This window comes from Enterobacter cloacae complex sp. P2B (assembly GCF_014895985.1).
In the GTDB taxonomy this organism is placed as follows: domain Bacteria; phylum Pseudomonadota; class Gammaproteobacteria; order Enterobacterales; family Enterobacteriaceae; genus Enterobacter; species Enterobacter bugandensis.
Genome location: NZ_JADBQQ010000004.1, coordinates 112,724 through 138,176, shown reverse-complemented (window position 1 = coordinate 138,176; position 25,453 = coordinate 112,724). Strand labels below are relative to the sequence as shown.

The 25,453-nt window shown below is 56.6% G+C and carries 27 protein-coding genes; 13 read left to right on the top strand and 14 right to left on the bottom strand.

Features of this window, described 5'->3' with window-relative positions:
- Positions 1–9 precede the first annotated feature (9 nt).
- The 4 genes from agaF (at position 10) to IM313_RS03355 (ending at position 4,660) form a co-directional block, all read left to right on the top strand.
- Positions 10–444, top strand: a complete 435-nt coding sequence (agaF, locus tag IM313_RS03370) for a PTS galactosamine/N-acetylgalactosamine transporter subunit IIA (RefSeq protein WP_028014527.1) — start codon at positions 10–12, stop codon at positions 442–444.
- A gap of 276 nt (positions 445–720) precedes the next feature.
- A complete protein-coding gene (locus IM313_RS03365) occupies positions 721–1,866 on the top strand; it encodes an SIS domain-containing protein (RefSeq protein WP_192971994.1) in 1,146 nt (381 codons plus the stop codon).
- Positions 1,867–1,878: 12 nt separating this feature from the next.
- Positions 1,879–2,751 (top strand): tagatose-bisphosphate aldolase subunit KbaY, encoded by an 873-nt coding sequence (gene kbaY, locus IM313_RS03360; RefSeq protein ID WP_063155282.1) that lies wholly within the window; start codon positions 1,879–1,881, stop codon positions 2,749–2,751.
- Between the two features lie 19 nt (positions 2,752–2,770).
- Complete coding sequence (locus tag IM313_RS03355; protein WP_193056084.1) at positions 2,771–4,660, top strand: enterotoxin; 1,890 nt, start codon at positions 2,771–2,773, stop codon at positions 4,658–4,660.
- A gap of 64 nt (positions 4,661–4,724) precedes the next feature.
- Here IM313_RS03355 and rsmI read toward each other — a convergent pair whose 3' ends face one another.
- The gene (rsmI, locus tag IM313_RS03350) at positions 4,725–5,588 is read right to left on the bottom strand and encodes a 16S rRNA (cytidine(1402)-2'-O)-methyltransferase (protein WP_192971992.1); all 864 of its coding nucleotides are present in this window, start codon (positions 5,586–5,588) and stop codon (positions 4,725–4,727) included.
- Positions 5,589–5,650: 62 nt separating this feature from the next.
- Between rsmI and IM313_RS03345 the strand changes: the two genes are divergently transcribed.
- The 4 genes from IM313_RS03345 to dolP are packed head-to-tail and all read left to right on the top strand — an operon-like array spanning position 5,651 to position 9,348.
- A complete protein-coding gene (locus tag IM313_RS03345; protein ID WP_192971991.1) occupies positions 5,651–7,798 on the top strand; it encodes a penicillin-binding protein activator in 2,148 nt (715 codons plus the stop codon).
- Positions 7,756–8,151, top strand: a complete 396-nt coding sequence (locus IM313_RS03340; RefSeq protein ID WP_028014533.1) for a YraN family protein — start codon at positions 7,756–7,758, stop codon at positions 8,149–8,151. Before IM313_RS03345 ends, IM313_RS03340 begins: the two co-directional genes overlap by 43 nt.
- 21 nt (positions 8,152–8,172) lie before the next feature.
- Positions 8,173–8,763, top strand: coding sequence for a DnaA initiator-associating protein DiaA (gene diaA, locus IM313_RS03335; protein ID WP_003861754.1), 591 nt, complete (start codon positions 8,173–8,175; stop codon positions 8,761–8,763).
- 9 nt (positions 8,764–8,772) lie between these two features.
- Positions 8,773–9,348 carry a division/outer membrane stress-associated lipid-binding lipoprotein gene (gene dolP / locus IM313_RS03330; protein ID WP_028014534.1) on the top strand — a complete coding sequence of 192 codons (576 nt, stop codon included), beginning with the start codon at positions 8,773–8,775 and terminating at the stop codon, positions 9,346–9,348.
- Between the two features lie 49 nt (positions 9,349–9,397).
- Here the strand turns inward: dolP and IM313_RS03325 are convergent, their stop codons facing one another.
- Both IM313_RS03325 and IM313_RS03320 read right to left on the bottom strand, forming a co-directional pair.
- Complete coding sequence (locus IM313_RS03325) at positions 9,398–10,435, bottom strand: permease (protein WP_192971990.1); 1,038 nt, start codon at positions 10,433–10,435, stop codon at positions 9,398–9,400.
- A 40-nt stretch (positions 10,436–10,475) separates the two neighbouring features.
- Entirely contained in the window at positions 10,476–11,120 is a 645-nt protein-coding gene (locus IM313_RS03320) for an NAD(P)H-binding protein (protein WP_192971989.1), read from the bottom strand.
- A gap of 128 nt (positions 11,121–11,248) precedes the next feature.
- Here IM313_RS03320 and IM313_RS03315 point away from each other — a divergent pair, with 128 nt between their 5' ends.
- Positions 11,249–11,767, top strand: a complete 519-nt coding sequence (locus tag IM313_RS03315; RefSeq protein WP_028014537.1) for a type 1 glutamine amidotransferase domain-containing protein — start codon at positions 11,249–11,251, stop codon at positions 11,765–11,767.
- On the opposite strand, the gene IM313_RS03310 is transcribed toward IM313_RS03315, so the two are convergent.
- Positions 11,747–12,181, bottom strand: a complete 435-nt coding sequence (locus IM313_RS03310) for a YhbP family protein (RefSeq protein ID WP_192971988.1) — start codon at positions 12,179–12,181, stop codon at positions 11,747–11,749. The two genes, IM313_RS03315 and IM313_RS03310, sit on opposite strands and share 21 nt — an antisense overlap.
- A 14-nt stretch (positions 12,182–12,195) precedes the next feature.
- Between IM313_RS03310 and IM313_RS03305 the strand changes: the two genes are divergently transcribed.
- Complete coding sequence (locus IM313_RS03305) at positions 12,196–12,525, top strand: GIY-YIG nuclease family protein (RefSeq protein ID WP_045260079.1); 330 nt, start codon at positions 12,196–12,198, stop codon at positions 12,523–12,525.
- Here the strand turns inward: IM313_RS03305 and IM313_RS03300 are convergent.
- Positions 12,512–13,015 carry a GNAT family N-acetyltransferase gene (locus tag IM313_RS03300; RefSeq protein WP_028014540.1) on the bottom strand — a complete coding sequence of 168 codons (504 nt, stop codon included), beginning with the start codon at positions 13,013–13,015 and terminating at the stop codon, positions 12,512–12,514. The genes IM313_RS03305 and IM313_RS03300 overlap by 14 nt on opposite strands.
- On the bottom strand, positions 13,009–13,533 hold the full coding sequence (locus IM313_RS03295; protein WP_028014541.1) for an SCP2 domain-containing protein: 525 nt from the start codon (positions 13,531–13,533) through the stop codon (positions 13,009–13,011). Before IM313_RS03295 ends, IM313_RS03300 begins: the two co-directional genes overlap by 7 nt.
- Before the next feature lie 211 nt (positions 13,534–13,744).
- Here IM313_RS03295 and IM313_RS03290 point away from each other — a divergent pair, with 211 nt between their 5' ends.
- The 3 genes from IM313_RS03290 to IM313_RS03280 all read left to right on the top strand — a co-directional run bounded on the left by IM313_RS03290 (position 13,745) and on the right by IM313_RS03280 (position 16,712).
- A complete protein-coding gene (locus IM313_RS03290; RefSeq protein ID WP_014885366.1) occupies positions 13,745–14,740 on the top strand; it encodes a peptidase U32 family protein in 996 nt (331 codons plus the stop codon).
- A gap of 7 nt (positions 14,741–14,747) precedes the next feature.
- On the top strand, positions 14,748–15,626 hold the full coding sequence (locus IM313_RS03285) for a U32 family peptidase (protein WP_192971987.1): 879 nt from the start codon (positions 14,748–14,750) through the stop codon (positions 15,624–15,626).
- 78 nt (positions 15,627–15,704) lie between these two features.
- A complete protein-coding gene (locus IM313_RS03280; protein WP_192971986.1) occupies positions 15,705–16,712 on the top strand; it encodes a luciferase-like monooxygenase in 1,008 nt (335 codons plus the stop codon).
- 84 nt (positions 16,713–16,796) lie between these two features.
- Here IM313_RS03280 and mtr read toward each other — a convergent pair whose 3' ends face one another.
- The 8 genes from mtr to rbfA all read right to left on the bottom strand — a co-directional run bounded on the left by mtr (position 16,797) and on the right by rbfA (position 25,412).
- Entirely contained in the window at positions 16,797–18,041 is a 1,245-nt protein-coding gene (gene mtr / locus IM313_RS03275) for a tryptophan permease (RefSeq protein WP_028014544.1), read from the bottom strand.
- A 142-nt stretch (positions 18,042–18,183) separates the two neighbouring features.
- Complete coding sequence (locus IM313_RS03270; RefSeq protein WP_041907893.1) at positions 18,184–20,079, bottom strand: DEAD/DEAH family ATP-dependent RNA helicase; 1,896 nt, start codon at positions 20,077–20,079, stop codon at positions 18,184–18,186.
- The gene (gene yrbN / locus IM313_RS22740) at positions 20,072–20,152 is read right to left on the bottom strand and encodes a protein YrbN (RefSeq protein ID WP_100122156.1); all 81 of its coding nucleotides are present in this window, start codon (positions 20,150–20,152) and stop codon (positions 20,072–20,074) included. The genes IM313_RS03270 and yrbN overlap by 8 nt, the downstream gene beginning before the upstream one ends.
- Before the next feature lie 107 nt (positions 20,153–20,259).
- Positions 20,260–21,144, bottom strand: coding sequence for a lipoprotein NlpI (gene nlpI / locus IM313_RS03260; RefSeq protein ID WP_028014546.1), 885 nt, complete (start codon positions 21,142–21,144; stop codon positions 20,260–20,262).
- Between the two features lie 108 nt (positions 21,145–21,252).
- A complete protein-coding gene (gene pnp, locus IM313_RS03255; RefSeq protein WP_028014547.1) occupies positions 21,253–23,391 on the bottom strand; it encodes a polyribonucleotide nucleotidyltransferase in 2,139 nt (712 codons plus the stop codon).
- A gap of 242 nt (positions 23,392–23,633) precedes the next feature.
- Entirely contained in the window at positions 23,634–23,903 is a 270-nt protein-coding gene (gene rpsO, locus IM313_RS03250) for a 30S ribosomal protein S15 (RefSeq protein WP_003861789.1), read from the bottom strand.
- Positions 23,904–24,057: 154 nt separating this feature from the next.
- Complete coding sequence (gene truB / locus IM313_RS03245; RefSeq protein ID WP_045260076.1) at positions 24,058–25,008, bottom strand: tRNA pseudouridine(55) synthase TruB; 951 nt, start codon at positions 25,006–25,008, stop codon at positions 24,058–24,060.
- Positions 25,008–25,412: a 30S ribosome-binding factor RbfA gene (gene rbfA, locus IM313_RS03240; RefSeq protein ID WP_041907887.1), complete on the bottom strand. Its 405-nt coding sequence runs from the start codon at positions 25,410–25,412 to the stop codon at positions 25,008–25,010. The genes truB and rbfA overlap by 1 nt, the downstream gene beginning before the upstream one ends.
- Positions 25,413–25,453 lie beyond the last annotated feature (41 nt).

Sequence of the window (25,453 nt, the reverse complement as noted above, 5' to 3'; positions counted from 1 at the left end):
GAGGTTGCGATGTTAGGCATAATTTTGACGGGTCACGGCGGCTTTGCCAGCGGGCTTGAACAGGCGATGAGGCAGATCCTGGGCGAGCAGCCGCAGTTTATCGCCATCGATTTTCCGGAAACCTCCACCACTGTCAGGCTGACAGCTCAGCTAACGCAGGCGGTGAGTGAACTGGATCCAGAGCAGGATATTATTTTCCTGACCGACCTTCTCGGTGGCACGCCGTTCCGCGTGGCGTCGACGCTCGCCATGCAAAGACCGGGCAGCGAAGTGATTACCGGCACCAACCTGCAGCTTTTGCTGGAAATGGTGCTGGAACGTGACGGATTAAGTAGCGAAGCGTTTCGTCTGCAGGCGCTTGAGTGCGGCCACCGCGGCCTGACCAGCCTGGTGGATGAGCTTGGCCGCTGTCGCGAGGAAGCCCCCGTAGAGGAAGGAATATGATCCGGTTACTTTCACAGCGTTCACCTTCGTAGTTTACATTGCGTGTCCCGTCGGCCTTACGGCATCAGATCGTAAGGCCTTTCTTTTCCTTTCCTTGGTTTTACCCTTTCCTTTCACGATCACACTTTTCGTTTTATTCCTTTTCCATTATTGAACTTTCGATTTCTTTCCTATAGATTTTGTTTAACTGCTAATGTGAATAAGTGAAACGAAACGAAAGATAGCGACACGTTTGCCAGCGTCTGATGTGGAATTCACACGACTAAGGACTGAGTTATGCAACAAACCACCGCCGCCACAACCGGCACCTGGACCGAAAAAGAGATCCGCCAGCAGCCTGCCTGCTGGATCCGCTCACTCAACAACATCGATAATCTGCGCACCTCGATTGACGGTTTCCTGACGCCGCTGCTGCGTAAGCGAGACCTGCGGATCGTCCTCACCGGCGCGGGCACCTCCGCGTTTATTGGCGAGATAATTGCCCCCTGGCTTGCGAGCCACACCGGTAAAAACGTCTCCGCCATACCGACAACCGATCTGGTCACCAACCCGATGGATTACTTCAGCCCGGCACACCCTCTGCTGCTGGTCTCTTTTGCCCGCTCCGGCAACAGTCCAGAGAGCGTCGCCGCCGTTGAGCTGGCGAACCGGTTCGTGCCCGAGTGCTACCACCTGTCGATCACCTGCAACGAGGCGGGAAGCCTGTACCAGAACGCCGTCGAGAGCGATAACGCCTTTGCCCTGCTGATGCCAGCCGAAACGCACGATCGCGGGTTCGCGATGACCAGCAGCATTACCACCATGATGGCGAGCTGTCTGGCCGTATTCGCACCAGAGACGATCGGCAGCCAAAGCTTCCGGGACGTAGCCGATCGCTGCCAGGCGATCCTCACCTGGCTCGGGGATTTCAGCGAGGGCGTCTTTGGCAACGAACCGTGGAAACGGATTGTTTACCTGGGAAGCGGCGGTCTGCAGGGCGCGGCGCGCGAGTCTGCGCTGAAGGTGCTGGAGCTGACTGCGGGCAAGCTGGCGGCGTTCTACGATTCACCAACGGGCTTTCGTCATGGGCCTAAGTCACTGGTGGATAACGAAACGCTGGTGGTGGTGTTTATCTCAAGCCATCCGTATACACGTCAGTACGATCTGGATCTGCTGGCCGAACTGCGCCGCGATCGTCAGGCCATGCGCGTGGTCGCCATCGCCGCCGAAAACGATCCAGCCATTGAAGCGGGGCCGCATATCCTGCTGCCGCCTTCCCGTCCGTTCAACGATATGGAGCAGGCGTTCTGCTTTCTGATCTACGCCCAGGTCTTTGCGCTAACCCAGTCTCTGCATGTTGGCAACACGCCGGACACACCATCCGCCAGCGGAACGGTCAACCGTGTGGTACAGGGCGTGGTTATTCATCCGTGGCAGGCTTAAGAGGATCGTATTATGAGTATTATTTCGACCAAATATCTTTTGCAGGACGCGCAGACAAAGGGTTATGCCGTTCCGGCCTTTAACATCCATAACGCCGAGACGATCCAGGCGATCCTCGAAGTGTGCAGCGAAATGCGCTCGCCGGTGATCCTCGCCGGGACGCCGGGTACTTTTAAACACATTGCGCTGGAGGAGATCTACGCTCTGTGCAGCGCGTACTCCCTGAGCTACGACATGCCGTTGGCGCTGCATCTCGATCATCACGAATCGCTGGATGACATTCGTCGCAAGGTACATGCCGGCGTACGCAGCGCAATGATCGACGGTAGCCACTATCCCTTTGAAGAAAACGTGAAGCTGGTGAAATCGGTGGTCGATTTTTGCCACCTCAACGACTGTAGCGTTGAGGCGGAACTGGGCCGTCTGGGGGGTGTTGAAGATGACATGAGCGTCGACGCCGAAAGCGCATTCCTGACCGACCCGCAGGAGGCGAAACGCTTCGTTGAGCTGACCGGCGTGGACAGCCTCGCCGTTGCCATCGGCACCGCGCACGGCCTCTATACCAAACGCCCCAAAATTGACTTCCAGCGCCTGGCTGAGATCCGCGAGGTGGTAGCGGTTCCGCTGGTGCTGCACGGTGCGAGCGATGTTCCGGATGATGATGTGCGCCGCACTATTGAACTGGGCGTGTGCAAAGTTAATGTCGCAACCGAGTTGAAAATCGCCTTCTCTGATGCGGTCAAAGCCTGGTTTGCCGAGAACCCGCAGGGCAACGATCCGCGCTTTTACATGCGCGTCGGGATGGACGCCATGAAAGAGGTGGTCCGAAGCAAGATCGCCGTTTGCGGTTCGGCTAACCGTCTGCGTCTTCCGGCAGAAGCATAACTAAGAGGATCTTACTTTAATGAAAAAAGTGCTCACCCTCTCAATGCTTGCCCTGTGCGTTTCCCATGGCGCGATGGCAGCGAACTACACGCTCACTAACGACAAGATTGCCCTGTCCTTTGATGACGCCAATTCAACGGTGGTGGTAACTGACAAAAAAGCTGACCACCCCATCACCCCGCAGGAACTGTTCTTTCTGACGCTGCCGAACAAAACCAAAATTAACAACTCTGATTTCAAAATCAAGCACGTCGAAAAGCAGAACAGCGCCATTGTCATCGACTTTTCGCGTCCGGATTTTAACGTGACGGTAAAGCTCAACCTGGTGAAAGATAAATACGCCAGCATCGATTACACCCTCGAGGCGGTAGGCCAGCCGCGTAACGTGGCAAAAATCACCTTCTTCCCGACGAAAAAACAGACGCAGGCACCTTACGTTGACGGGGCGATCAACAGCTCGCCGATTGTCGCGGACTCGTTCTTTATTCTCCCGGATAAGCCCATCGTTAACACCTACGCCTATGAAGCGACGACCAACCTCAACGTAGAGTTAAAAACGCCGATTCAACCCGCAACGCCGGTCAGCTATACCACCTACTTCGGCACCTTCCCGGAAACCAGCCAGCTGCGCCGCAGCGTAAACCAGTTTATTAATGCCGTGCGTCCGCGTCCGTATAAGCCCTACCTGCACTACAACAGCTGGATGGATATTGGCTTCTTTACCCCCTATTCCGAACAGGACGTGCTGGGGCGGATGGATGAATGGAATAAGGAATTTATCGCCGGACGTGGCGTGGCGCTGGACGCCTTCCTGCTGGACGATGGCTGGGACGACCTGACCGGGCGCTGGCTGTTTGGCCCGGCATTCGGCAACGGTTTTGGCAAGGTACGGGAAAAAGCCGACAGCCTGCACAGCTCGGTCGGACTGTGGCTCTCACCGTGGGGAGGCTACAACAAACCGCGCGACGTTCGCGTCTCGCATGCAAAAGAGTATGGGTTCGAAACCGTCGACGGGAAGCTGGCCCTGTCAGGGCCTAACTACTTTAAAAACTTCAATGAGCAGATCGTTAAGCTTATCAAAAACGAGCACATTACCTCGTTCAAGCTGGACGGGATGGGTAATGCCAACGCGCATATCCCGGGTAGCCCGTTCGCCTCGGATTTTGACGCCTCCATCGCTCTGCTGCATAACATGCGCAGCGCCAACCCGAATCTGTTTATCAACCTGACGACCGGCACCAACGCCAGTCCGTCCTGGCTGTTCTATGCGGATTCCATCTGGCGTCAGGGTGATGACATCAACCTGTACGGTCCCGGCACGCCGGTGCAGCAGTGGATGACCTACCGCGATGCCGAAACGTACCGCTCCATTGTGCGCAAAGGCCCGCTGTTTCCGCTGAACTCGCTGATGTATCACGGCATCGTCAGCGCTGAGAATGCCTATTACGGGCTGGAGAAGGTGCAAACGGACAGTGATTTTGCCGATCAGGTCTGGAGCTACTTCGCCACCGGCACCCAGTTGCAGGAACTGTATATCACCCCTTTAATGCTGAACAAGGCGAAGTGGGATACACTGGCGCAGGCCGCAAAATGGTCGCGTGACAATGCCAGCGTGCTGGTGGATACGCACTGGATTGGCGGAGACCCGACGGCGCTGCAGGTTTACGGCTGGGCTTCGTGGAGTAAAGAGAAAGCCATACTCGGCTTGCGTAACCCCTCGGACAAGCCGCAAAGCTACTATCTTGATTTAGCGAAAGAATTCGAAATACCCACGGGAGACGCGGCGAAGTTTAGTCTCAAAGCGGTGTACGGCAGTAATTCAACCGTACCTGAGGAGTACAAAAACGCGGTGGTGATTACGCTGCAGCCGCTGGAAACGCTGGTATTTGAGGCAATGCCTGGGAAATAAAAGAGTAAATAAATCTGTAGGCCGGGTAAGGCGCAGCCGCCACCCGGCAAAACAGTATCAGAAATTACTCCCCCTGCTGCTCCAGCGCATGCTTATACAGCGCATTTTTCTTCACGCCGTGAATCTCTGCTGCTAATGCCGCAGCTTTCTTCAGCGGCAGTTCGGCCTGCAGCAAGGCCAGCGTGCGCAGCGCATCAGCAGGCAGGGCATCCTCTTCCGCCCTATGCCCTTCGACAATCAGCACCATTTCGCCTTTGCGGCGGTTTTCGTCTTCCTTCACCCACGCCAGCAGTTCACCGACTGGCGCGCCGTGAATGGTTTCCCAGGTTTTGGTCAGCTCACGCGCCAGCACCACGTAGCGGGATTCGCCCCAGACGGTGACCATATCTTCCAGGCTTTCCAGCAGGCGGTGAGTGGATTCGTAGAAGATCAGGGTACGCGGCTCGGCTTCCAGTTCCTTTAATACATCGCGACGGCCTTTGGATTTGGCAGGGAGGAAGCCTTCATAGCAGAAACGGTCAGACGGCAAACCTGCGGCGCTCAATGCAGCAATCGCGGCGCACGGCCCCGGCAGTGGCACAACGCGAATCCCGGCTTCGCGACAGGTGCGCACCAGATGGTAGCCAGGATCGTTAATCAGCGGCGTCCCGGCGTCAGAGACCAGCGCGATGTTCTGCCCCTCTTTGAGCTTCGCCACCAGCGTTTCGGCTTTTTGTTGCTCATTGTGATCGTGCAGGGCAAACAAACGGGCGTTAATCGCGAAATGTTGCAGCAGTAAACCGGTGTGTCGGGTGTCTTCAGCGGCAATTAAATCAACAGTTTGCAATACGTTCAGCGCACGTTGGGTAATATCAGACAAATTCCCGATAGGAGTAGGTACAATATAAAGCTGGCCTTGAGAATTATCTGCCGTTTCGTGTTGTTTCATTGTTTCGTCCGTATTGCCGATTTAATATTGAGCATTGCGTAAAAAAAATCACTGGATACAGTATGGTACCGTTAACGTTTCTTCGAAAAAAAGCCACGCGCAGCGTGCCGCTGCTGCTCGCAGCCCTGATTTTTGCAGGCTGTGGCACCCAGGCACCTGACCAGAGCACCGCCCATCTTCAGGGCTCCGCTCAGGCTGATTCTGGCTTTTATCTGCAACAAATGTCGCAGAGTACAAATGATACCAGGATCAACTGGCAATTACTCGCCATTCGTGCACTGCTGAAAGAGGGCAAAACCCAGCAGGCTGCCGAGCTGTTCGGCCAACTGCCGAAAGAGCTTAACGATACTCAGCAACTTGAGCAGAGCCTGCTCTCTGCCGAGCTGAAGGTCGCGCAGAAAGATTATGATGGCGCGAAAAAGATCCTGGGGAGCATCGACCTGAGCGCGCTGGATAAAAACCAGCAGGCGCGCTTCTGGCAGGCGGGCATTACCGCTGAGCAGGGGCGCCCTTCCCTGACGCTCCTGCGTGCCTTGATTGCCCAGGAGCCGCTGCTCGCCGGTGCCGACAAGCAGAAAAACATTGATGCCACCTGGCAGGCGCTTGCCTCGATGACCCAGGATCAGGCAAAGGCGCTGGTCATTAACGCGGACGAAAACGTGCTTCAGGGCTGGCTTGATCTGCAGCAGATGTGGTTTAACAACCGCAGCGATCCAAAAATGCTGAAAGCCGGTATTACCGACTGGCAGACCCGTTACCCGCAGAACCCGGGCGCGAAAATGCTGCCAACCCAGCTGGTGAATGTGCAGAACTTTAAGCCTGCGTCGACAAGCAAAATTGCGCTGCTTCTGCCGCTGAATGGCCAGGCGGCAGTGTTTGGCCGTACGATTCAACAGGGCTTTGAAGCGGCGAAAAACGGCACCACGCCGGTAACGGGCAGTGCGGTTCCGGTGCAGGCAGCGCAGGCGGCCAACGTGAACGATGTTGTCAGCCCCTCCACCGCCGAGACCAGTGACCTGACCACCGCACAAACCCCGGCGCAGGGTACAATGCAAAACCCGGTTACCGCACCGACTACCCCTCCAGCGACGGCAGCACCGGCAGCACAGGCTCCGGCTGAGGCACAAGCGACGCCTGCACCAGAGGCAACGGCAGAACAGCCTCAACAGCAGCCGGCACAGCCAGCATCACAACCTGCCGCACAGCCGCAGGCCGTGGCGACCGCCAGCGCGAACTCTGGCGCTGAGCTGAAAATCTACGACACCAGTTCGAAGCCGCTTGACCAGGTGCTGGCGCAGGTTCAGCAGGACGGGGCAAGCATCGTTGTCGGCCCGCTGCTGAAAAACAACGTGGAAGAGCTGATGAAGAGCAATACCACGCTGAACGTACTGGCGCTCAACCAGCCGGAACAGGTTCAGAACCGGGCCAATATTTGCTACTTCGCACTCTCTCCGGAAGATGAAGCCCGCGATGCGGCGCGTCATATCCACGAGCAGGGTAAGCAGGCTCCGCTGCTGCTGATCCCGCGCAGTACGCTGGGCGATCGCGTGGCCAATGCCTTTGCCGATGAGTGGCAGAAGCTTGGCGGCGGCGTGGTGCTGCAGCAGAAATTCGGTTCCGCCTCGGAACTGCGCGCGGGCGTCAACGGCGGGGCAGGTATCGCGCTTAACGGCAGCCCTGTTACGGCGAGCCTGCCACAGCAGCAGAGCGTGACGATTGGCGGCCTGACGATCCCTGCGCCACCTACCGACGCGCAGATTAGCGGTGGCGGTAAAGTGGATGCGGCCTATATCGTTGCCACGCCACAGGAGATCGCCTTTATCAAGCCGATGATCGCGATGCGTAACGGCAGCCAGAGCGGCGCAACGCTCTACGCCAGCTCCCGCAGCGCACAGGGCACCGCAGGCCCGGATTTCCGTCTGGAAATGGACGGCCTGCAGTACAGCGAAATCCCGATGCTGGCGGGCAGCAACCCGGCGCTGATGCAGCAGGCGCTAAGCTCCGTACGTAACGACTACTCTCTGGCGCGTCTGTATGCGATGGGTGTTGATGCGTGGGCGCTGGCAAACCACTTTACCCAGATGCGTCAGGTGCCGGGCTTTGAGCTTAACGGCAACACCGGCGATCTGACCGCCACTCAGGACTGTGTGATTAACAGGAAGTTATCATGGCTCAAATACCAGCAGGGGCAAATCGTCCCGGCCAGTTAAGCCGTAAAGAGACCGGCGATGCGTGGGAGTTAAAAGCGCGTCGCTGGCTCGAAGGCAAAGGACTGCGCTTTATCGCCGCCAACGTCCGCGGGCGCGGCGGCGAAATTGATCTGATCATGAAAGACGGTCAGGTGATTGTGTTTGTAGAAGTCCGCTTTCGACAGTCTTCCCGTTTTGGCGGTGCTGCCGCCAGCGTGACGCTCGCCAAACAACATAAATTATTACAGACTGCCCACTTGTGGCTTGCCCGCCATAATGGGAGCTTTGATACTGTGGATTGCCGTTTCGATGTGATAGCCTTCACCGGAAATGAGATCGAATGGCTTAAAAACGCTTTTGGCGAAGACGCATAATTAAGATTTAAAAGGGATAACGTGCTCGAAAGAATTAAAGTGTGCTTCACAGAAAGCATCCAGACTCAGATTGCCGCGGCGGAAGCCCTTCCGGACGCGATCTCTCGCGCTGCAATGACGCTGGTGCAATCCCTGCTTAACGGCAACAAAATCCTCTGTTGTGGCAACGGAACCTCAGCCGCCAACGCACAGCATTTTGCTGCCAGCATGATTAACCGTTTTGAAACCGAACGCCCTAGTTTACCTGCCATTGCACTTAATACCGATAATGTGGTCTTAACAGCGATTGCTAACGATCGTCTGCATGACGAAATTTACGCAAAGCAGGTGCGCGCCCTGGGGCATGCCGGCGATGTGCTGCTGGCGATCTCCACGCGCGGCAACAGCCGGGACATCGTCAAAGCCGTTGAAGCCGCCGTTACCCGCGACATGACCATCGTCGCCTTAACCGGCTATGACGGCGGTGAGCTGGCGGGTCTGCTCGGGCCGCAGGATGTGGAAATCCGCATTCCGTCTCACCGTAGCGCACGTATCCAGGAGATGCATATGCTCACGGTGAACTGCTTATGCGATTTGATCGATAACACGCTTTTCCCTCACCAGGATGATTAAGGAGTTTTTATGAAGGCTTTATCGACCCTCGCAGTCCTTATGTCTGCATTACTGCTTCAGGGATGTATTGCTGCGGCCGTTGTGGGTACTGCCGCAGTAGGCACCAAAGCGGCGACCGATCCGCGCTCTGTGGGAACGCAGGTGGATGACGGTACGCTGGAGCTGCGGGTCAACAGTGCGCTGTCGAAAGACGAACAAATCAAGAAAGAAGCGCGTATCAACGTGACGGCTTATCAGGGCAAAGTCCTGCTGACGGGTCAGGCACCGAATACCGAACTCTCCAGCCGCGCGAAGCAGATCGCAATGGGCGTTGAGGGCACCACGGAAGTCTTCAATGAAATCCGCCAGGGTCAGCCAATCAGCCTGGGCACCGCGTCGTCTGACACCTGGATCACCACCAAAGTCCGCTCCCAGCTGCTGGGTTCAGACCAGGTGAAATCCTCAAACGTAAAAGTAACGACCGAAAATGGTGAAGTGTTCCTGCTGGGTCTGGTGACCGATCGTGAAGGGAAAGCGGCGGCGGATATCGCCAGCCGGGTGAGCGGCGTGAAGCACGTCACCACCGCGTTTACCTACATTAAGTAATCCACGTCTGACTAAAGGCCCGGTAGGCGCGAGCGCCACCGGGCTTTTTTTACATCAACGCAATACTCCCCACCATCACTCCGCTCAACGCCACCAGTCCCGCCGTCAGCCACAGCGCTTTCGCCGGGAAAGACTTACGCAGCATGATGAGCGACGGCAGGCTGATTGCCGGCAAGGTGATAAGCAGCGCCAGCGCCGGTGCGGTACCCATACCGGCCAGCATCATGGTCTGGACAATCGGAATTTCTGCCGCCGTGGGGATCACAAACAGGCAGCCTGCAACGGCCATCGCAATCACCCACATCAGCGTGTTGTCGATTGCGCCAACCGCATGCGGGAAGAGCCAGACGCGCGCCGCGCCCAGAACCAGTACCGCCAGGATATAGACCGGAATGGTGCTCCAGAAAAGCTGCCACAACGCCTTACCCCAGCGAGTGAAGAAACCGCCCTGCGGTTCGCTGACGTCCAGTTCAACGGCTGCGGGTTCGACGGCAGTATCCTTCACCAGTTTTTGTACCAGCGTCGCCACCACCAGCACCGTCAGCAGCCCGGCAACCAGACGGATAGCGGCAAAATGCCAGCCGAGCACAAAGCCCATAAACACCAGCGTCGCCGGGTTGAGCAGCGGGTTCCCCATCCAGAATGCCAGCGCACCGCCCATGGATACGCGCTGGCGGCGCATACCCGCCGCTACCGGTGCGGCACAGCAGGAGCACATCATGCCCGGCAGAGAGAAAATCGTCCCCAGCAGCGTGCCCTGAAAGCGCGGCTGCCCGAGTGTTTTCACCAGCCAGTTTCGCGGAATAAGTACCTGAATCAGCGATCCCAGGATTACCCCTAAGACGGCAGCTTTCCACACCGCCAGGAAGTAGACCATGGCGTAATCCCATGCCGCCTTCAGCGGGCTGGCATCAGCCTGAGCGAGTATAGATTTACCGATGCTGTGCGTTTCGGCGGCGGTGAAGGCTTTGCCGTAGTACGGCTGCCATTTCACATACCAGAGGCCAATGATGACCACGAGAAAGAAGAGTGCGGGCTTCCACCATTGGACAGGTGTTGCCGCCTGAGATGAAGACTGACCAGTCATACCATTCCCCGGAGAGTGTTATTTAATAAGCCGGAGAAGTTTACGCCTCGCCCTGCGCGATTTCACGCAGTTTTGCCGAAGGGATGATATTGACGCCCTCCTGCGACGGTGCCAGCGCCTCTTTCAGCATCGCCTGCGCGACGTCCCGCGCCTCGATGGACTTCCAGTTACCCGGCAGGATGCGAAACAGCGGGGCGAAGAAGGATTCGTTAAAACGCCGTTCGTCGCGGTGGCCCATCAGCATGGAAGGCCGCACGATTGTCAGGCGCTCCCACTTCTGCGCAATCAGCGCCTCTTCCATTTTGCCCTTCACCTGATTGTAAAAAAACGGTGAGCCGGTGCTGGCGCCGTGCGAGCTCACCACCAGGAAATGTTTTGCCCCCAGCTTTTTCGCCGTCAGGGCGGTATCCACCACCAGCGTGTAGTCCGCATGGACGAACGCTTCTTTACTGCCCGCCTCACGCCGCGTCGTGCCCAGGCAGCAAAAGGCGATATCTATAGGATCCTGCACCTGCGCCAGCGCGTCGGTGAACTGGGGATCGTGCGGGTTATAGACGCCGGTGATATCCAACAGCGGGCGGCGCGTCGGGGCGGCAATATAGTTGATATGCCGGTCCTGGATCAGCAACCGCAGCAGATGTCCCCCCACCAGCCCGGTTGCGCCGGTAATCAGTACCTGACTCATCTTATCCCCTTTACAGAATTGTCCGTTTGCGATCTGGACCTGCTCTACCACACTTAAAAGTCTGTTACCGGTAAGTATTTACCACAAACGGGAAAAAAACAGTCTGAAGCGAAAACAACGGAGGAAGCATGGGTAAAAAAATCGCAGTCTTGATTACCGACGAGTTTGAAGATTCAGAATTTACGTCACCAGCTGAGGCATTCCGCAAGGCAGGCCACGAGGTCATCACCATTGAGAAAGAAGCGGGTAAAACCGTGAAGGGCCACAAGGGCGAAGCCAGCGTGACCATCGATGAGTCCATCGATAACGTCAGCCCGTCAGATTTCGACGCCCTGCTGTTACCGGGCGGCCATTCACCGGATTCCCTGCGCGGGGACGAGCGTTTCGTCACCTTTACCCGTGACTTCGTCGGCACCGGCAAGCCGGTCTTTGCCATCTGCCACGGCCCGCAGCTGCTGATCAGCGCTGAAGTGGTCCGCGGGCGTAAGCTTACGGCGGTGAAACCGATCGTTATCGATCTGAAAAACGCAGGGGCCGAGTTTTACGATCAGGAGGTGGTCAACGATAACGACCAGCTGATCACCAGCCGGACCCCGGACGATCTCCCGGCGTTTAACCGCGAAGCGCTACGCCTGCTCGGCGCGTAGCCAGTGAAGCTTCTTGCCAAAGCCCAGGGTGTTGTCGGTAAATTTCAGCTCATCAATCCGGATTTCCCACACCGGGGCTTTTAGCGCAGCAGCAACCGGGAAGCGGCGCGTGTAGCGTTTACGCTGTGCGTCGCTTTCTTCACCTGCCAGACGACGAATCTCACCTTTGAACTGCACGCCGCGGATCAGCGCGACGGTTTTGGGCTGGCCGTTGACCGTGCCCGCCACTTTTGCCTGCTGGCCGGTCATCTGGGCATGCCGCGTTTTGTCCTCACTCATGACGTAAAAAGCGACGCGTTCAGGATCGTAGTAGTAAAAGGCGTTGGCGCACCACATTTCGCCCTCGCTATATACGCACCAGGTCACGACGTGCTGCTTTGCCAGCCAGCGGTTAATGGCGGCCAGTGTTTCCATTTTCGTTCTCTCTCATGCTATGGTGCGTTCACCTTAACATACTGAATCTGTTTACCGTGTGCTGGTTTCTCTATCTTGTCCGAACCGCTGATAACGCACTCTACACCGGGATCACCACCGATGTGGCGCGGCGTTTTTTACAACATCAAACGGGGAAAGGGGCAAAAGCGCTGCGGGGGAAAGGCGAACTGCAGCTGGCTTTTTCTGCCGCCGTGGGGGACAGATCGCTGGCACTCAGGCTGGAGTACCGTATTAAGCAGCTAACGAAGCGCCAGAAGGAGCGCCTCGTGACCGGAGACGGCTCCTTTGAGGCGCTACGCGAGAGCCTGATTAAAAGCGATTAAAATGGTCGTGGTAGTCCACCAGACCATTTACGCCGTTCAGGGCATCATCCGCCAGGCGATGCACCTGGAAGGCGGATTCGGTACCCGGCCAGCGGCAGCGAAGATCGTAATGCGCGGCCTGCTCGAAGCCTAAACGGCCATAGAACGCCGGATCGCCCAGCGTGACCACTGCGGCATAACCAAACTCATTCAGCGAGTCCAGCCCTTCATAGACCAGCTGGCGCGCCAGGCCCTGCCCGCGGTAGTTTTCATCTACCGCCAGCGGTGCCATGCCCACCCACTGGAGATCTTCACCCTGAACGATCACCGGGCTGAAGGCAACATAGCCGACAACCTGACCTTCGTCATCGGTGGCAACCAGCCCCAGCGTGATCAGGCCGTCTTCACGGAGATCGTGGACCAGTTGGGCTTCCGCATCGCTCTCAAAAGCGCGGCGTAATAACGCATCGATACCCGGTGCATCAATCCCTATTTCGACTCGAATCAGCATGGCTCACCTACTGAAGTGTGTTTACTGTCCGGCGGGGATTTCAGCCCCGCCTCAACGAAATCTGCCATTTGCATCAACATCACGCGCAGCGCTTTCGGCATCTGCTCCAGCTCAATGGCATCCATTAAATTCTTAACGTACAGGCCAAGCTCCGTGTCGCCCTCAATCACCAGACGGCGCTGGAAGAAGAGTGTGTCCGGGTCCTGCTTACGCGCGGCAATCATCAGCAGGTCGCTGGCGTTGGCGCTAAAGCTCACGTCCGCCTCGGCAGACTCACGAACGATCAGCTGGTCGTTCTCTACGGAGGTAAACCAGCGCAGCCCGATGTCACGCACCTCAATGCTTAACCAGCGCCCTTCCAGAAACTCCAGCTCGCCATCCTGCAGCGCCTGACGGAACTGCCAGCTCAGGACCTGCTCCAGCACCTGGCGTTTAAGCGCGAACGGCGCCAGCCTGACCGGCACGCTCAGCATTGATGGACCGAATTGTACGAGACGTGAACGCAGTTTATCCAGCACGAGCTTTACTCCCTGATAGCTATAGTCCCGCTATTTTGCCACATCCGTTCCAGAACATAGCGGCGTAAATCAACAAACCATCGTCGGACGTACCCCATTATTGGTGCCATCAATACGCCATTAGCTGCCTTAAATCAAAAATTGTCGCGTATGGGTTAATTAAAATCCCAGCTCGTTAACAATTTTGCTATCGACTACATCAGGATAATTTATGGAGCTGCTCTGCCCTGCCGGAAACCTTCCGGCGCTTAAGGCGGCCATCGAGAATGGGGCCGATGCGGTCTATATCGGGCTGAAAGATGACACCAACGCCCGCCATTTTGCTGGCCTTAACTTTACGGAGAAAAAGCTTCAGGAAGCCGTTAACTTCGTTCATCAGCACCGCCGCAAGCTGCATATTGCCATCAACACGTTCGCCCATCCTGACGGTTACGCCCGCTGGCAGCGCGCGGTGGACATGGCAGCACAGCTGGGCGCCGATGCGTTAATCCTGGCCGACCTCGCCATGCTTGAGTATGCGGCAGAACGCTATCCGCATATTGAGCGCCACGTCTCTGTTCAGGCATCTGCCACCAACGAAGAGGCGGTGCGTTTTTACCATCAACACTTTGACGTCGCCCGCGTGGTGCTGCCGCGCGTGCTCTCTATTCATCAGGTTAAGCAACTCGCGCGCGTCACGCCAGTGCCGCTGGAGGTTTTTGCCTTTGGTAGTCTGTGCATCATGGCCGAAGGCCGTTGCTATCTTTCTTCTTACTTAACCGGTGAATCGCCGAATACCGTCGGGGCCTGCTCCCCTGCCCGCTTCGTCCGCTGGCAGCAGACCCCGCAGGGGCTGGAGTCGCGTCTGAATGAAGTTCTGATCGACCGCTATCAGGACGGTGAAAACGCGGGTTATCCGACGCTGTGCAAAGGCCGCTACCTGGTCGACGGCGAGCGCTACCACGCGCTGGAAGAGCCCACCAGCCTTAACACGCTGGAGCTGCTGCCGGAGCTGCTGGCCGCCAATATTGCCTCGGTGAAAATTGAAGGTCGCCAGCGCAGTCCGGCCTATGTGAGCCAGGTGGCGAAAGTGTGGCGTCAGGCCATCGACCGCTGCATGGCGGACCCGCAGAACTACGCCCCACAGGCGGCGTGGATGGAGACGCTCGGATCGATGTCCGAAGGCACGCAAACCACGCTGGGCGCGTATCACCGTAAATGGCAGTGAGATAACCATGAAATATTCATTAGGGCCGATGCTCTACTACTGGCCAAAAGAGACGCTGGAAGATTTTTACCAACAGGCCGCCACCAGCAGCGCCGATGTGATTTACCTCGGTGAAGCAGTATGCAGCAAACGCCGCGCCACCAAAGTGGGCGACTGGCTGGAGATGGCGAAAAACCTGGCCGGGAGCGGCAAACAGGTGGTGCTGTCAACGCTCGCGCTGGTGCAGGCTTCGTCCGAACTGGGCGAGCTGAAGCGCTACGTCGAAAACGGTGAGTTTCTGCTGGAGGCGAGCGACCTGGGGGTAGTGAACATGTGCGCCGAACGCAGGCTGCCGTTTGTCGCAGGCCATGCGCTGAACTGCTATAACGCCGTCACCCTGCGCCTGCTGCTCAAACAGGGAATGACCCGCTGGTGCATGCCGGTGGAGCTCTCCCGTGACTGGCTGGCAAACCTGCTGAATCAGTGCGACGAGCTGGGCATTCGCCATCAGTTCGAAGTGGAAGTGCTGAGCTACGGTCATCTGCCGCTGGCCTACTCTGCCCGCTGCTTCACCGCGCGCTCGGAAGACCGCCCGAAAGATGAATGTGAAACCTGCTGCATCAAGTACCCGAACGGGCGTAGCATGCTGTCGCAGGAGAACCAGCAGGTATTCGTCCTGAACGGCATTCAGACCATGAGCGGTTACGTCTATAACCTCGGCAACGAACTGGCGTCGATGGACGGGCTGGTGGACATGGTGCGTCTGTCGCCGCTGGATACCAGCGTTTTCGCGATGCTGGACGCCTTCCGCGCTAACGAAAACGGCGCGTCGCCGCTGCCGCTGGCGGCAAACAGCGACTGCAACGGTTACTGGAAACGTCTGGCCGGGCTGGAACTTCAGGCCTAAAAAAGGCTCACTTTGTTAACAACGGTTATCATTTTTTAATGCAGTATTAAAGATTGACCGTCGACAAAGTGAGCTGTTATGACTGACAAAACCATTCCGTTTTCGGTGCTGGATCTGGCGCCGATCCCACAAGGCTCCTCGGCAAGAGAAGCCTTCACGCACTCTCTCGATCTGGCTCAGCTGGCCGAAAAGCGTGGCTATCACCGCTACTGGCTGGCAGAACATCACAACATGGTCGGCATTGCCAGCGCCGCTACATCGGTGCTGATTGGCTACCTGGCAGCGAATACCACCACTTTGCACCTTGGCTCCGGTGGCGTGATGCTGCCGAACCACGCCCCGCTGGTGATAGCCGAGCAGTTCGGGACGCTGAACACCCTCTATCCGGGCCGTATTGACCTGGGGCTTGGCCGCGCGCCGGGCAGCGACCAGCCGACCATGCGCGCCCTGCGCCGCCATATGAGCGGCGATATCGATAACTTCCCGCGCGACGTGGCGGAACTGGTGGACTGGTTCGACGCGCGCGATCCGAACCCGCACGTGCGTCCGGTGCCGGGCTATGGCGAGAAAATCCCGGTGTGGCTGTTAGGCTCGAGCCTGTATAGCGCGCAGCTCGCCGCGCAGCTGGGGCTGCCGTTCGCGTTCGCCTCCCACTTCGCGCCGGATATGCTGCATCAGGCGCTGCACCTCTACCGTACGAACTTCAAACCGTCCGAGCGTCTGGAGAAGCCGTACGCGATGGTGTGTATCAACATCATTGCCGCTGACAGTAATCGCGACGCGGAATTCATGTTTACCTCTATGCAGCAGGCGTTTGTGAAGCTGCGCCGCGGCGAGACGGGCCAGTTGCCGCCTCCGGTGGAAAATATGCATCAGCTGTGGTCGGCCTCCGAGCAGTATGGCGTGCAGCAGGCGTTGAGCATGTCGTTGGTGGGTGATAAGGCAAAAGTGCGTCACGAGCTGGAAGCAGTGCTGCGTGAAACGCAGGCGGATGAAATTATGGTCAACGGCCAGATTTTCGATCACCAGGCGCGTTTACATTCGTTTGACCTGGCAATGCAGGTGAAAGAAGAATTGGTGGGGTAGTTTTTTGCCGGATGGCGGCTTCGCCTTATCCGGCCTACGCGATCCCTGTAGGCCCGGTGAGCGTAGCGCCACCGGGCAATGTGTTTACTGGTACACAGGCAACAGGTTAAAGCTCGACAGCACGTGAACCAGCGCGTTACCCACCCCAAATACCAGGATCAGCGCAATCATCGGTTTACCGCCCCAGACGCGGAATTTCGGGCTGCCGAAGCGTTTACGTGATTTACGTGCCAGCAGCGCTGGCACAATCGCCGCCCAGATGGTGGCCGCCAGCCCTGCATAGCCGATGGCGTACAGGAAACCGTTCGGCCACAGCAGACCGCCGACAATCGGCGGCAGGAAGGTCAGCAGCGCCGTCTTGAAACGCCCCATCGCAGAATCGTCAAAGCCAAACAGATCTGCCAGGTAGTCAAACAGGCCCAGCGTCACACCGAGGAATGAACTCGCCACCGCAAAGTTGGAGAAGACCACCAGCAGCAGATCCAGACTGCGGCTGTTCAGTACGCCGCTCAGAGCCTGCACCAGCACGTCAATGTTACCGCCCTTTTGCGCAATGCCGATAAACTCCGGGCGCGGGATGTTGCCCATTGTCCCCAGCAGCCAGATGACGTACAGCCCAAGCGCCAGCAGCGTGCCGTAGACCAGGCACTTCACGATGGTGCGCGGATCCTTGCCGTAGTACTTCATCAGGCTCGGCACGTTGCCGTGGTAGCCGAACGACGCCAGACAGAACGGCAGAGTCATTAGCAGATACGGCGTGTAGGAGGTATTAACTTCCGCAACGTTAAACAGCGTGGCGGGCGTAACGTGCCCCAGCAGGCTGCCGAAGGTCAGGAAGAAGGTGATGACCTTAGCGCCCAGCACAATCGCCGTCATTCGGCTCACCGCTTTGGTGCTCATCCAGACGATAAACGCCACGCCCAGCGCAAAGCAGAGTCCCGCCAGACGCGCCGGAACGTTCAGCGACATCTCCGAAAAGGTGTGATGCAGAATCGAGCCGCTTGCTGAGATGTACGCGTAGGTCAGGATGTAGAGCACAAATGCGATGGAAAGGCCGTTCACCAGGTTCCAGCCTTTGCCCAGCAGATCTTTGGTGATGGTGTCGAAGCTGGAGCCAATGCGGTAGTTCAGGTTCGCTTCAAGGATCATCAGGCCGGAATGCAGCATGCAGAACCAGGTGAACACCAGCGCGGCCAGCGACCAGAAGAACCACGCACCGGACATGACCACGGGCAGGGAAAACATCCCGGCACCTATAATGGTTCCGCCGATGATCACCACGCCGCCAAGCAGCGAAGGTGACGTTTGGGTGGTGGTTAGTGTCGCCATACAGCCTTTTCTCCAGTTAATCATGCGGTTCTGCATTTTAGTGCGATGCACTGTACCAGTACAAGAGTACAAAGGGAATAAAAAAAGCCCCGATAGCGTGTATCGGGGCTGTATATTTTACTTTACGTCAGAAGCGAAAGGCTTACGCGTCACCGAAACGACGACGGCTGGTGCCTTCTTCACGACGTGGGCCACGGCTTTCGCGGCGCTCGCCGGAGAAACGACGACCTTCACCACCGCGACCTTCACTGCGACCGCCTTCACGACGCTCGCCGCCGAAACCGCGACCACCGCCACGACGTTCTCCACCGCGGTCAGGACGTGGCTGTGCATCGCCCAGCAGCTGCATGTTCATCGGCTTGTTCAGGATGCGGGTGCGAGTAAAGTGCTGCAGTACTTCGCCCGGCATGCCTTTTGGCAGTTCGATGGTAGAGTGGGATGCAAACAGCTTGATGTTACCAATGTAACGGCTGCTGATGTCGCCTTCGTTAGCAATCGCGCCAACGATGTGACGAACTTCAACACCATCATCACGGCCCACTTCAATGCGGTACAGTTCCATGTCGCCAGCGTCACGACGTTCACGACGTGGACGGTCTTCACCACCACGCTCTGGACGGTCGCCGCGTGGACCACGGTCGTTACGGTCGCCACGACGTTCGAAACGATCGTCACGGTCACGGAACTCACGCTTAGGACGCATCGGTGCATCTGGTGGCACGATCAGGCTACGTTCGCCCTGAGCCATTTTCAGCAGTGCTGCAGCCAGAGTTTCCATGTCCAGCTCTTCGCCTTCAGCGACAGGCTGGATCTGCGACAGCAGTGCGCGGTACTGATCCAGATCGCTGCTTTCCAGCTGCTGCTGTACTTTCGCGGCGAATTTTTCCAGACGGCGTTTGCCCAGCAGATCTGCGTTTGGCAGGTCGGCTTCTGGAATGGTCAGCTTCATGGTGCGTTCAATGTTGCGCAGCAGACGACGCTCGCGGTTCTCAACGAACAGCAGCGCACGGCCAGCACGACCCGCACGACCGGTACGACCGATACGGTGAACGTAAGACTCGGAGTCCATCGGGATGTCGTAGTTGACAACCAGGCTGATACGCTCAACGTCCAGACCACGTGCTGCCACGTCGGTTGCAATCAGGATATCCAGACGACCGTCTTTCAGACGCTCCAGCGTCTGCTCACGCAGGGCCTGGTTCATGTCGCCGTTCAGCGCGGCGCTGTTGTAGCCGTTACGCTCCAGCGCTTCAGCCACTTCCAGGGTCGCATTTTTGGTACGCACGAAGATAATCGCCGCATCAAAATCTTCCGCTTCCAGGAAACGGACCAGCGCTTCGTTTTTGCGCATGCCGTACACGGACCAGTAGCTCTGGCTGATGTCCGGGCGAGTGGTCACGCTGGACTGAATACGCACTTCCTGCGGCTCTTTCATGAAGCGGCGGGTAATGCGACGGATCGCTTCTGGCATGGTTGCAGAGAACAGAGCGGTCTGGTGACCTTCCGGGATCTGCGCCATGATGGTTTCTACGTCTTCGATGAAGCCCATACGCAGCATTTCATCTGCTTCATCCAGTACCAGGCCGCTCAGTTTAGAGAGGTCCAGAGTACCGCGCTTCAGGTGATCCAGCAGACGGCCCGGCGTACCGACGACAATCTGTGGGCCCTGGCGCAGGGCGCGTAACTGCACGTCATAACGCTGGCCGCCGTACAGGGCTACCACGTTTACGCCGCGCATATGTTTAGAGAATTCCGTCATTGCTTCAGCAACCTGAACAGCCAGTTCACGAGTTGGAGCCAGGACGAGGATCTGCGGTGCACGCAGGTCCGGATCGATGTTGTTCAGCAGCGGCAGCGAGAACGCTGCAGTTTTACCGCTACCAGTCTGGGCCATGCCCAGCACGTCACGACCAGAAAGCAGATGCGGGATACATTCTGCCTGGATCGGAGATGGTTTTTCGTAACCCAGATCGTTAAGGGCTTCAAGGATAGGAGCCTTCAGGCCCAGATCTGCAAAAGTGGTTTCGAATTCAGCCATGTAGTACGAGTGCCTCAATGTCAATGGCGGCCAGTCTACTTAGCTCATCGTGAAAATGATTAGCAATTTTCATTGAAAAGTGTGAACCGGCTCAAAGTAGGTGTATTGACGAACAACAACGCCCTCACCAGTGAAGGTGATGGCAATCAAAAGATTACGGGCTGATGTTTATGTCGTCAGCTATTGCTGGTCCGATTCTGCCAGGTCGTCTTGCTCCTGGCCCAAGAGCGATAATTCCAACAATGCATAACGGTGCTCAACGAAGTTATGTACGTTGTTAGCAACCGCTAATTTGAACAGTGCCGTAGCGCTGTCCATATCCCCCAGACTTAGGTAGTACTTACCTAAATAGAAGTTGGTTTCACTGAGATGCTCAGCGAGCGAGGTGTTATCCGTTGCGTCCGCCTTGAGGCGTTCCATCAGCGTTGCTTCGCTAATGTTGCCCAGGTAGAACTCGACAATGTTCCATCCCCACTGTTCCTTATCCGATTTCTCGAAGCGCTGTTGTAGTGCTTCTTTTGCCTGCTTCTCATCGAGCTTCCGCTCAACGATGTAAAGCCACAGGCTACGGAAAGGATCATTAGGATCGTCTTGATAAAACGCCAGCAGATCATCTTGCGCTAACTTGTCACGACCGCCGTAATACAATGCGATACCGCGATTCAAGTGCGCGTAGTTGTAAGTTGGATCAAGCTCAAGTACAGAATCAAACGCTTCATAGGCAGCATCAAAATTGCCTGCCTGCGTTAAATAAATGCCTAAGTAATTGAATACTTCAGGCATATCAGGTCGGATAGCCAGCGCTTGTGAAAAATCATTTCGCGCTAATGCCCTCAGACCGAGACTATCATACAACACTCCGCGCTCATATAAAAGCTGTGCGCGTTCGTCATCGGTTAAAGCCCGACTGGCAAGTATTTGTTCCATGCGTGCCAGAATCACTTCCTGCTGCAAAGTCGGTTGCAATGGCACTGCGAGGACTTCGCTCTTACGCCAGGCAGAGTTGCTGCATCCTGCCAGCGTTAAAGCTGTCGCAACGAAACACCAGCGCAAAAAAGGCTTCATTTCCCACTCCCGAAGACAACTATTGGATGAACGTCCTGTCCCCCGGCGGCTTAACAAGGCGTCCTGCCTGATAACAGGCCCTCCGCAAAGCGGAGGGCAAATGGCAACTTACTCGCCTTGCTGTTCAGCAGCCGGAGCTTCCGGTGCCGCAGCAGGTTGAGACTGCTCGGTTGCTTCTTTAATGCTCAGACGGATACGGCCCTGACGGTCAACTTCCAGAACCTTAACCGGCACTTCCTGACCCATCTGCAGGTAATCGGTCACTTTCTCAACGCGCTTGTCAGCGATCTGAGAGATGTGAACCAGACCTTCTTTACCGCCACCGATGGCAACGAACGCACCAAAGTCAACGATACGGGTCACTTTACCCGCGTAGACGCGGCCCACTTCGATTTCAGCAGTGATTTCTTCGATGCGACGGATAGCGAATTTCGCTTTCTCGCCGTCGGTTGCTGCGATCTTCACAGTACCGTCATCTTCGATTTCGATGGTGGTGCCGGTCTCTTCGGTCAGCGCGCGGATAACAGAACCGCCCTTACCGATAACATCTTTGATCTTGTCTGGATTGATCTTGATGGTGTGAATACGCGGAGCGAATTCAGAGATATCACCGCGTGGCGCGTTGATAGCCTGTTCCATCACGCCCAGGATGTGCAGACGCGCACCTTTAGCCTGGTTCAGAGCAACCTGCATGATCTCTTTGGTGATACCTTCAATTTTGATATCCATCTGCAGGGCAGAGATACCGTCGCGGGAACCCGCTACTTTGAAGTCCATATCACCCAGGTGGTCTTCGTCACCCAGAATGTCAGACAGAACAACGAAGTTGTCGCCTTCTTTCACCAGACCCATTGCGATACCCGCAACGGCGGCTTTGATCGGCACGCCCGCATCCATCAGCGCCAGAGAGGCACCACATACGGAAGCCATGGAAGAAGAACCGTTGGATTCGGTGATTTCAGAAACCACGCGAACGGTGTACGGGAATTTGTCAGCTTCCGGCATCACTGCCAGCACGCCGCGCTTCGCCAGACGACCGTGACCAATTTCACGACGCTTCGGTGAGCCAACCATACCGGTTTCGCCCACAGAGTACGGAGGGAAGTTGTAGTGGAACAGGAAGTTGTCAGTACGCTCGCCCATCAGTTCATCGATGATCTGTGCGTCACGTGCGGTACCCAGGGTTGCGGTAACCAGCGCCTGCGTTTCACCACGGGTGAACAGCGCAGAACCATGAGTACGCGGCAGTACGCCAGTGCGTACGTCCAGACCACGAATCATGTCTTTTTCACGGCCATCGATACGCGGCTCGCCTGCCAGTACGCGGCTACGAACAACGTTTTTCTCGATAGCGTGCAGAATTTCGCCAATTTCGTTAGCGTCCAGCGTTTCGTCTTCGGCAACCAGGGTCGCGGTTACTTCAGATTTGATCGCGTCAACCTGAGCGTAACGCTCCTGTTTGTCGGTGATGCGGTAAGCGTCGCTCAGACGAGATTCTGCCAGTGCCGCAACGCGTGCGTTCAGCGCGTCGTTTGCTGCTTCTGGCTGCCAGTCCCAACGTGGCTTACCGGCTTCTTTCACCAGGTCGTTGATGTTCTGGATAACAATCTGCTGCTGCTCATGACCGAACACCACAGCGCCCAGCATCTGGTCTTCGCTCAGCAGTTCAGCTTCGGATTCAACCATCAGCACAGCCGCTTCAGTACCGGCAACAACCAGGTCCAGCTTACTTTCTTTCAGCTCTTCCTGAGTTGGGTTCAGCACGTACTGGTCGTTGATGTAACCGACGCGCGCGGCACCGATTGGGCCATTGAATGGAATACCAGACAGTGACAGGGCAGCGGAGGCACCGATCATCGCAACGATGTCCGGGTTAACCTGTGGGTTAACGGAAACAACGGTCGCAATAACCTGCACTTCGTTAACGAAGCCTTCCGGGAACAGCGGACGAACCGGGCGGTCAATCAGACGCGCGATCAGGGTTTCGCCTTCGCTTGGACGGCCTTCACGACGGAAGAAGCCACCCGGGATTTTGCCGGCAGCGTAGGTACGCTCCTGGTAGTTAACGGTCAGCGGGAAGAAGTCCTGACCTGGTTTAGCTTTTTTCTGGCCCACAACGGTCACGAATACCGCGGTGTCATCCATGCTTACCATAACGGCAGCAGTCGCCTGGCGTGCCATCATGCCGGTTTCCAGCGTGACGGTATGTTGACCATACTGGAATTTACGAACGATCGGATTCAGCAAAATTCTATCCTTTCTTAAATGTATGACAGCACACCGCCGGCGTGCTGTCGATTTAACCCGACCTTCTTCGCATCCTCGCGACTAATGACAACCGACACCCCCATGGGTGAAGCCTCTCATTAGCCGCGCGAACCTCTGCAATGAAGATCATTTATAGCAACAATACAATAGTTTCCATTGAATTGCTGCCGTCTGGTTGAAAAAAGGGGCCATCAGGCCCCCTTTTCTGAAACTCGCAAGACTTAGCGACGCAGACCCAGACGCTCGATCAGCGCGGTGTAGCGTGCAACATCTTTACGCTTCAGGTAGTCGAGCAGTTTACGACGCTGAGAAACCATGCGCAGCAGACCACGACGGCTGTGGTGATCTTTTTTGTGCTCTGCAAAGTGACCCTGCAGGTGGTTAATCTGTGCAGTCAGCAGTGCAACCTGAACTTCGGTAGAACCGCTGTCGTTAGTACCACGACCAAACTCAGAAACGATTTTAGCTTTAGCTTCAACGCTTAGAGACATTTTCAAACTCCAAAGTATAAAAAATGTAAGGGTGCCGATCTCTAATTCAGCGACCCCATGTACGCCCCGCAGATTGTTAAACAATTTACCGGGCGTTAAGCGGCGATATTCTACTCGTCTCCCCTGCTTATCGCAAGGTGAGGCGTAATCACCGTCACGCGTCGACCGGATATTCGACGACCAGACGACGCGGCGCAACGCGCCCTTCACCGTCCATTTCGCCCATACCGATGAATTTCCCTTCGTCACCTTCCGTCACGCGTACAAGTCCATCCAGCGGCGCATCCGCCGTACGAACCGGGTTTCCGTTCTTAAAGTAAACGGACGATGTTAAAGGAAGATTAACGATCGGGAAGTCCGCTGCCGGACTGTCCATTGGCATCAGCAGTGGATCCAGCAAATCTGCTGGTTCCACTCCCTGCGCTTGTGCCTGCTCAGCCAGCGCGCGCAGCTGCTCAAGCGTCACCATGCGTTCCACCGGATATTTACTGACCGCCAGACGACGCAGGTAGATCACATGCGCGCCGCAGCCCAGCTTTTCACCCAGGTCGTCGATGATGGTGCGAATATAGGTCCCTTTCGAACAGTGGACTTCCAGCTCCAGCTCGTCACCTTCGTGGCGAATGAACAGCAGCTCATACACGGTTATCGGACGCGCTTCGCGCGGGACGTCAATTCCCTGGCGCGCATATTCGTAGAGCTTCTTGCCCTGATATTTCAGTGCCGAATACATCGACGGCACCTGCATCGTGTCTCCGCGGAAGCTCTCCAGGGCCGCATCAAGCTGTTCAGCGCTGAAGGTCACCGGGCGCTCTTCCACCACCTGACCATCCGCGTCGGAGGTATCCGTACGCTGGCCAAGTTTAGCGATAACGCGGTAGCGTTTATCGGAATCGAGCAGGTACTGGGAAAACTTTGTCGCTTCACCCAGGCAAATCGGCAGCATGCCGGTCGCCAGCGGATCCAGCGCGCCGGTGTGGCCCGCACGGTTAGCGTTATAAATACGTTTCACTTTTTGCAGCACGTCGTTACTGGATGCACCCTGCGGTTTATCCAACAGCAGCACGCCATGCACGTCGCGACCGCGACGACGAGGACGACTCATCAGTCCTCCTTGCTGTCGTCCGTCGGGTTAACACGACGTTCGTCGTCATGTTTCACCACGCTGGTCACCAGGTTGGACATGCGCATACCTTCGACCAGCGAGTTGTCGTAGAAGAAGGTCAGCTCGGGAACAATACGCAGGCGCATCGCTTTGCCGAGCAGAGAGCGGATGAAACCAGAGGCTTCCTGCAGTGCTTTAATGCCGTTCTTCACCGCCGCTTCGTCCTGATCGTTCAGGAAGGTCACGAACACTTTGGCATAGGCCAGGTCACGAGACATTTCCACGCCAGAGACGGTGGTCATCATACCGATACGCGGGTCTTTGATTTCGCGTTGCAGGATAAGCGCAATCTCTTTCTGCATCTCCTGCGCCACGCGCTGTGGGCGACCAAATTCTTTCGCCATAATAAATTCTCCAGACAAAAAAGGGGCTAAAAGCCCCTTTT